Genomic DNA, 7,461 nt, shown 5'->3' with positions numbered 1-7,461 from the left:
ATAAAGACATCCCATCAGAAACCGGATATATGGCTGCACCTACTCGTTTTATCACTTAACTGAAAAATAAATTGCATCCCGGGAGCGTCCATATAGGTTACCTTCGTAGGGAACATCATTGCCACTTTCTCCGCCAGGGAAAATGTTGATACTCTTATTTCATGTGTAAGTAAATATGTGTGGGACGGTAACCGCTTTGTATAAAAAAGGGGTATGATATAATACCCCTGACGCTACTTAATTTGCATTCGTATATATAGAGCTATGCATTCCCGGACGCGAGATGTATGACGGGATCCCTTGGGTAATTGGGTTTATATTAATGTTTGATATGGTAATTGTTGGCGAGTTGGCTATTGCATCGTAACCTTTACCTGCAATATAGCCACCTGCAGTTGAACCAAACAGTCCCCCATTTGGTACTCGGCTAAGATTCCCGAGTAATCCACCCGCAATATTGCCTGCAACAACTACTGCTTCACGATCCACTCCTCCACCGGAAATTATTTTTACTTCTTCTTTCGTTAACGCTCTCATTGGTCACTCCTTGTTAGTTAAGTTCGGGAATATTTTTAATAACAACACCCATATAGCTGCGCCAAATAAAGAATAAAACACTGTTTTACCTGTCACTCCGCTACCGGAAATGAGTTGGGTGATATAAAAAACAAAAAACGACTTCATAAACAATACAAATGATGCTTTCATCTGATTACTGCTCCACTTATTCATTTGCGCCCTCTATTATCCGGCGTTCGGGAACATCGTTTTCTCTATTCATTCATGTAGAAAATGTTTGCAGATAGCGCAGGCCACAAAATAAAATGTTGTCCATTCGTTTATCGCTGCGTGAGCATGTTTTTTATTTATGCTGTTTTTAATAATTACCACTTTATTTTTCTGCTGTCAAAACCCAGATTATGAAAGGAGTATGTGTATGATTTTATATATGTTGGTGAGGGTATGAGTGGTGAGAATATAAAAAACATAATGCTTGACCTGCCTCATATTATTCGCACTGCTAATGCTATGTTGATGATATGTTTAGGGTGTGAATATTATAAATTCGCACGCTAGATACTATGATTATTGGAATGATAACAAGATGATTCGGTTATTGCGTTTTAAGATGGAGGATCTTTATCTGAAGGATAATGGCTCGGGTTATTATTGGGCTGTATTTATCTTAAGTCGTAATGTTGTGGAATAGATAAAATTATTTCATATCCTCTAATCTTATAGCGTTACTGAAGATTTCTGGCGAGCCTTGGACGCCTGGCGCAGCGCTATACGGCTAAACAGTCCGCGGGGCGATACGATCAGTTTACGAGCCGGTACCTGCTATCGGCAGCGTAATGAAAACGGTTCGGCAGCGGTCTGGCGATGGAAGGAATAGGCTGTTCATAAAGGTCTCTGCGCTTGCCAGCACCTCCGGAACTCCCTCGGCAAGGCCCCATATGGACTGCACAACAACCGGGTGTGGCTTGATGTATATCAACTGTCATATCAACTATTTCGTTAAGAAACTAAAAAATAGTTGTAACTATAGCGGCTTTTATTCAATTTATACGGTGAATGTTTTAAAGCGCTCCAATAAAAAAAGACATGCGCTTTGAAAACAATTCCTTAAATAAATCAGGGGTAATTTTAGTGGCCAGTGCAAACAAACTCACGCTCTTCATCGTTATCTTCATGCTGATGGGGATACTTTCCGGCGCGGCAATTCACGCCTACGCCTCCCCGACCGCCATCGTGGCATGGTCGGATAACATCACGCTGTTCACCGATATGTTTTTACGCCTGATCAAGATGGTGATTGCACCGTTGGTCTTCAGCACCCTGACCGTCGGCATAATGCGGCTGGGCGAAACCGCCACCATCGGTCGCGTAGGCGGTAAGGCGATGGTGTGGTTTGTCACCTCCTCGATCCTCTCCATTCTGGTGGGATTAGTGATCGTCACCCTCTGGCATCCGGGCAACGGCCTGAATCTGGCGATCCCCAAAGAGTCCGTGGACACCGGGCTGGCGGTCAGCGGGATGAGCCTGAAGGGGTTCCTGTCGCATACCATTCCGACCAGCATTACCGAAGCGATGGCCAGTAACGAAATTCTGCAGATCGTGGTCTTCTCGATGTTCTTTGGCATCGCCGGGGCATCGCTGGGGGAGAAATTTAACGCCCCGCTGGTGGCCGCGCTGAACGTGGTCTCCCACATTATGCTCAAGGTGACCGGGTACGTGATGTACGTGGCTCCGCTGGCGATTTTTGCCGCCATCTCCTCGGTCATCGCCTCCCAGGGGCTGGGCATTCTGCTGAACTACGCCTCATTTATCGGCGGCTACTACGTTGCGGTACTGCTCACCAGCGCGGTGCTGGTGGCGGTGGGCTATATGGTGCTGAAAAAAGAGGTCTTCCGCCTGCTCAATATGCTGAAAGATCCGGTGCTGGTCGCCTTTACCACCAGCAGCTCGGAAGCGGCCTATCCGAAGACGCTGGAGCGGCTGGTGAGCTTCGGCTGCTCGCGCAATATCGTCTCCTTCGTTCTGCCCATCGGCTACTCCTTTAACCTGGTCGGTTCGATGGTCTACTGCTCCTTTGCCTCCCTGTTTATCGCTCAGGCGTATAACATCCACCTCAGCTTCAGCGAAATTACGGTGATGATGCTGACGCTGATGCTGGCTTCGAAAGGGATCGCCGGGGTGCCGCGTTCGGCGCTGGTGGTGCTGGCCGCGACGATCCCCAGCTTCAATATTCCGGTCGCCGGGATTTTGCTGCTGATGGGGATCGACCATTTCCTTGATATGGGGCGCTCCGCTATTAACGTGCTGGGCAACGGTATTGCGACGGCGATGCTGTCAAAAAACGAGGGGCAGCTGCAGGAAGAGGTGCCGGAGGGGGAGCCTCAGAGCGTCCAGGCCTGACGATGGCATACGCGCTCTTGCCGGAGCGCGTATTATTTCTGCCGCGCGGGTGCGGCGAGATAAAAAGATGCCCCTAACAGGCACGCAAGGGGCGATGTGACGAAGTAATAATTCCCCGCTAAATACATTGTTATTATTGTATAACCACGCGGTGAAGCGTCTTTATACCGGGGATGCGCTGATGTTATCCGCTGTCTGGCGGGCATGAGAAGCTATTTTTCCGCACGACGCTTTTTTTTAGGAATCGCCTCCCTGCGCAACCCCATAGATTCCTAAATTTAAACCTGGGCCGCAAATATTCCCCAACGATGACGCAGGCTATCCTCTTTCCCTGAGTAAATTCATAAACTGAAAAAAGTCATGGTTGTTATTAAGCCGGTATTTTTCCATGATCTTACTTTTATGGTAGGTGGTCGTTTTGATACTCACTTTATTGATGGCGGAGATTTTTCTAATATCAAATCCATGAATAAGACCGTGGGCCACCGCGACCTGCGAACGCGATAGCGTTTGGTGCGGGCAGTGGTTGCAGATTAACCCGGGGTCCTTAAATAATTTAATCGGCGGATTTTCAGCGTTCTTTAGCGCCTTCTCGATAATCGCCCGCATCTGCGCCACGCTGGCCGATTTGATGGCGAAAAAGATAACGTCCCTCAGGCAGTTGACGATGCAGTCCTGCTCCGGGAGGGCGTCGTAGCTATGCAGGATAATGACCGAGCTGCCGGGTTTGCGATTTTTTATCAGCGTATTGCACAGGTGAATTTCCCCCGGCAGAAGGTCGGCGAAAATGATGTCCTCGTGCGCCAGGGTATCGCTGCGCGAGGAGAAGTTCACCCGGACGCCGGGGCGCTCCCGGGTGAGCTCATTCACCATGTAAACTAACGCATCGCGAATAAAGGCGCTGCGGGTGTTAAGCGCAATATTAATTGTTTTCATGGCGTGACTTCCTTTATAAGTCAACGTGACGCCATTGCGCGACCGGACCTCCGGCGTAGGCGATGGGGGCTGTGTGTGATGCAGAAAAAAGGCTGCGCATCGGCTTATTACCGCTGCCGGTTATTATTGGGCGCATTATTTTTCGCGTTACCAGAAATCCGCTGGGCGTTATTTTTTACGCCCGTAGGTAAACGGCATCTTCTGTTTTTTTCGATCCTTCAGATAGGACACCAGGCTGTAGACCGAAATACCCAGACAAAATACGCACAGCAGCAGGGCGAACCCCGTTTGCATGTTCATGATGAATTTCCTTTCTCTCAGTGCCTGCCGGAGCAGGCGCTAATAATATTGTGTATGGTGCTAAAAAATAGCTAAGCGTGAATTTTGCTCTACGCTGCCCGCTGCGCCGCGGTTAATGCTCCTGCAAAGTCAGGCAGGGCGGCGTTATCGTTATATTTACCTGGCGGCCGGTATCACGAACGGTGCCTGTCAGACCGTTCGCTAAAGGGGAGACACCGGCAGCCCGCGCTTGATGGCGCAAAATCAGTGTAAGAAAATTCCTAATCGGGGTGTCAGTCTCATTTCTCTCATTTCTCTCAAAAAGTGAGAAAAAATAACAACTACAACAAAATGAATAACGTACCGGCAATGATGACGGCGCGGAAAGGGGCGTTCCGGCCCATCGAACTCAGGAAAGAAACGCCAGCCCTTTGCCGAAAATGGCGCGGATGGGCAGGCTGATACCGTGCAGGCGCGCCTTATGCCGCAGCCGGCTGATGACCACGTCGATGCGGTGCAGCTCGGGTTCGCCTTCGTTGGTGAAGAGCCAGGCGTGCAGATCGACCTTGCTGCACACTTCATTGCGGTTGCGCATTAGGATCTCCATCAGCCGATACTCCTGCTGCGTCAGCGGAAGGATCAGCCCCGATGGCGCCACCAGCCGCTCGGCCTGCAGCGTCCACGGGGAGGAGACCGTCGGGTCGGCCACTCGCGCCGGCGGCGCGGGCGTCACCGCCTGCTGCTCCTTCAGCCGCGCGCCCAGCGCATGGATGGTGGCCGCAAGGTCGGAAAAGTTAACCGGCTTAATCAGGTAGAAGTCTGCGCCGAGGCTTAACGCCTGCAGCTTGTCCTGCTGGTGGCCTCGGGCGGTAATCACGATCAGACCAAACTGGCCGAGCTGGTGCAGATACTCCAGCACGCTGAAGCCATCTTCGCCCGGTAGCCCGATATCGATTAATACAATATCAACCGGATCGGCGTGCAGCTGCCGCCAGAACGCCTCGGCGCTGCGTACGCCCCAGGCTGCAAACCCGCGGTGGCGGAGAAAAGCCTGCAGTTCGTCGAGTAAATCAGCGCTATCTTCAATGATAGCCACGCGTAATGTCATAACCTGGCCTTCTGCTGTTCTGTCAGGGGAAGCGTTAACGCAAATTCGCAGCCGGTCGGCGTGTTCGCCGCCAGCCATAAATCGCCGCCGTGGGCCTGGACTATTTGCCTGGCAACGTACAGCCCGAGGCCGGTACCGGCCGGAGACGCGCCGTGGGTTTCGCCGCGTCGGTAGCGCTCGAAAATCAGCTCGATCGCTTCGCCGGCAATACCCGGGCCCATGTCGCGGATCCTTATCTCGACGTGCCGCTCCTTTTGCGCGATATCGATGCTGATTTCGCCGCAGGGCGCATACTTCACCGAATTGTCGAACAGGTTGGCCAGCGCAACGCACAGCAGCCCGCTATCAATAAACAGCGTCGGTGAGGGGGCGTCGGGCGCCACGAGATGGCCCTCGAGCCTGATCTTGAGGTTGTGCTTCAGCGAGAGGTCCACCACCGTCGCCGCCATCTGAATCACCGGCAGCAGCGCCGCGTCCCGTTTTTCGACGGAAAACGCCTCGGAGGAGAGCCGGGCATCGGCCAGGCAGTTATCGGTGAGCTGCACGAGGCGGGTGGTCGCCCGCTGCATGCGATCCAGCCGGGGCCCCTGCTCGAGGGTTGCGGTGCACAGGCGCAGGTTTTCCAGCGCGGCCTGGATAATCGCCAGCGGCGTTCTGAACTCATGCGCCACCATCCCCATAAACTGGCGCTGGTTAAAGCTGGCCTCGCGCTCGATGCGCAGCTCCCGCGCCAGCTGCTGTTTCTGCAGCAGGCGGCGGTTTTCCGCGCGCACCCGCAGCACGGCGATGATCAGCACGCTGATGATATGGACGATCAGCGCGTACTGCCAGGCGGAGTAGATCGCTTGATGATAGGGAATAATGCCGTGTATCGAGAGCAATACCAGCGCCGCCGAGGCGACGTAGACCGGCGGCAGCAGGCCAAGGAGCAGCGTATTTAAGTCGATTGCTTTGCGCCTCCACAGCATCCAGGAGGTGGTCAGCAGCACCGGGGAGGCAATAAAGAATATCCCCGCCTCAATCTGCATCGCCAGGCCGTAAAAGCCCAGCGGAATGCTCAGCTGGAGCACGACGTTCAGCCCCACCGCCAGCAGCAGCAGGTGATAAAGCCTGGGCATGTTCTTCTTCAGGTCGAACACTTCGGCGTGCAGCCACAGGGCGGTAGCGTAGCTGAGCAGCGACAGGCAGCTTATCATGTAGTCCTGAACGGGCAGCACCGCCTGGCCGAATAGCCACTCCGGATAGCCGTGCAGCGCCGCCACCAGCGGGTAGTTGAGGGAGAAGAGGCAGATCCCCCACAGCAAGCGGCGGCGCAGCGCGATGGCCAGCCACAGGGCAATGCCGCTGGCAATAATGGCGAGGCCGAAATAGAAGCTCCAGAAGGCGGTATCGATGGTGGCCGACTGGACAAACTCCTCGGGGGAGGAGAGGGTCGCCAGCAGGATCAGGGTGCTGCTGCTCTGAAGATGGAACACCACCTCGTAGCCCGCAGGGCCCGGGGGCGGCGGAAAAATCAGTACGCTTTCGCGATAGTCGATATCGCTCTCCCTGGCCGGAGCGTGGTCGCCGAAGGTTTTGCGGATCCAGGGCGCAGCGCTGCCGGCCGGACGATAGAATACCGTCAGGTTGTCGACAAAAGAGGGGCCAACCTGCAGCCAGCGCGGCTCGCCGGCGAAGTAAGATCCCGGCAGGGTGGCCTTAAGCCACCAGGCCTTGCGCGAGTAGCCAAAGGAGGGGATTTTGTGCAGCGGCTGCAGGTCGCTCTCCGGCAGCGAAGCGAAGGTATCCACCGTCATTCGGCCGTCGGCGTCGGCAAACCAGAAGACCGGAATATCAATTCCCAGCTGGTAGGTCTCAGCATGAGCCGGCGCCAGGGTCTGGAAATAGCTCAAAACGCCGCAGCAGACTAAAAAAAGGCACCTGAACCAGGCTACCGGCCTAGCCGTAGCAAAAATAGCGCACACGCGATTCAATCACGCCCCCTTGCGGCATTATTAACGGTATTTTAAATAGCGCGACAGTGAATAACCGGCAGCGTCAATCCGCCGGGATCCCGGGGAAAATGCAGAGGTTCAGACGCGAAAGCATTTTGCTGACCCGCCAGAGAATATTCCAGCTTTATTTCAGTTCGCCGTTTCTGTTGGTCATGACGGGTCAAAGCCTTGCAGCAGCGCCGCGCGCTTAGGGTATATCACGAATGAAAGAGGATGGGAGAGAGC

6 protein-coding genes are annotated in these 7,461 nt (G+C 53.7%); 1 reads left to right on the top strand and 5 read right to left on the bottom strand.

Annotated elements, in window-relative coordinates; translation table 11 throughout:
* Window positions 1-237 precede the first annotated feature (237 nt).
* The gene (locus tag M2416_RS25610; RefSeq protein WP_259227485.1) at window positions 238-537 is read right to left on the bottom strand and encodes a hypothetical protein; all 300 of its coding nucleotides are present in this window, start codon (window positions 535-537) and stop codon (window positions 238-240) included.
* Between the two features lie 1,113 nt (window positions 538-1,650).
* Between M2416_RS25610 and M2416_RS25605 the strand changes: the two genes are divergently transcribed.
* Window positions 1,651-2,919 carry a dicarboxylate/amino acid:cation symporter gene (locus tag M2416_RS25605; RefSeq protein ID WP_259227484.1) on the top strand — a complete coding sequence of 423 codons (1,269 nt, stop codon included), beginning with the start codon at window positions 1,651-1,653 and terminating at the stop codon, window positions 2,917-2,919.
* Between the two features lie 318 nt (window positions 2,920-3,237).
* Here the strand turns inward: M2416_RS25605 and M2416_RS25600 are convergent, their stop codons facing one another.
* The 4 genes from M2416_RS25600 to M2416_RS25585 all read right to left on the bottom strand — a co-directional run bounded on the left by M2416_RS25600 (window position 3,238) and on the right by M2416_RS25585 (window position 7,215).
* Window positions 3,238-3,855 carry a transcriptional regulator gene (locus M2416_RS25600; protein WP_259227483.1) on the bottom strand — a complete coding sequence of 206 codons (618 nt, stop codon included), beginning with the start codon at window positions 3,853-3,855 and terminating at the stop codon, window positions 3,238-3,240.
* Window positions 3,856-4,023: 168 nt separating this feature from the next.
* On the bottom strand, window positions 4,024-4,155 hold the full coding sequence (locus M2416_RS25595) for a small membrane protein (protein ID WP_139339397.1): 132 nt from the start codon (window positions 4,153-4,155) through the stop codon (window positions 4,024-4,026).
* Window positions 4,156-4,543: 388 nt separating this feature from the next.
* A complete protein-coding gene (locus M2416_RS25590; protein WP_259227482.1) occupies window positions 4,544-5,242 on the bottom strand; it encodes a response regulator transcription factor in 699 nt (232 codons plus the stop codon).
* On the bottom strand, window positions 5,239-7,215 hold the full coding sequence (locus tag M2416_RS25585; RefSeq protein ID WP_374761806.1) for a sensor histidine kinase: 1,977 nt from the start codon (window positions 7,213-7,215) through the stop codon (window positions 5,239-5,241). The genes M2416_RS25590 and M2416_RS25585 overlap by 4 nt, the downstream gene beginning before the upstream one ends.
* Between the last annotated feature and the right edge of the window lie 246 nt (window positions 7,216-7,461).

It is taken from the genome of Klebsiella sp. BIGb0132, assembly GCF_024810075.1.
Classification (GTDB): Bacteria; Pseudomonadota; Gammaproteobacteria; order Enterobacterales; family Enterobacteriaceae; genus Klebsiella; species Klebsiella terrigena.
Note: the sequence above shows the minus strand (reverse complement) of the source record. Positions and strands in the feature narration are given on the sequence as shown.

Bases quoted from the DNA above. Each gene is read 5' to 3' on its own strand.
- M2416_RS25590 (WP_259227482.1), bottom strand. From the start codon at position 5,242: ATGACATTACGCGTGGCTATCATTGAAGATAGCGCTGATTTACTCGAC.
- M2416_RS25600 (WP_259227483.1), bottom strand. From the start codon at position 3,855: ATGAAAACAATTAATATTGCGCTTAACACCCGCAGCGCCTTTATTCGC.
- M2416_RS25595 (WP_139339397.1), bottom strand. From the start codon at position 4,155: ATGAACATGCAAACGGGGTTCGCCCTGCTGCTGTGCGTATTTTGTCTG.
- M2416_RS25610 (WP_259227485.1), bottom strand. From the start codon at position 537: ATGAGAGCGTTAACGAAAGAAGAAGTAAAAATAATTTCCGGTGGAGGA.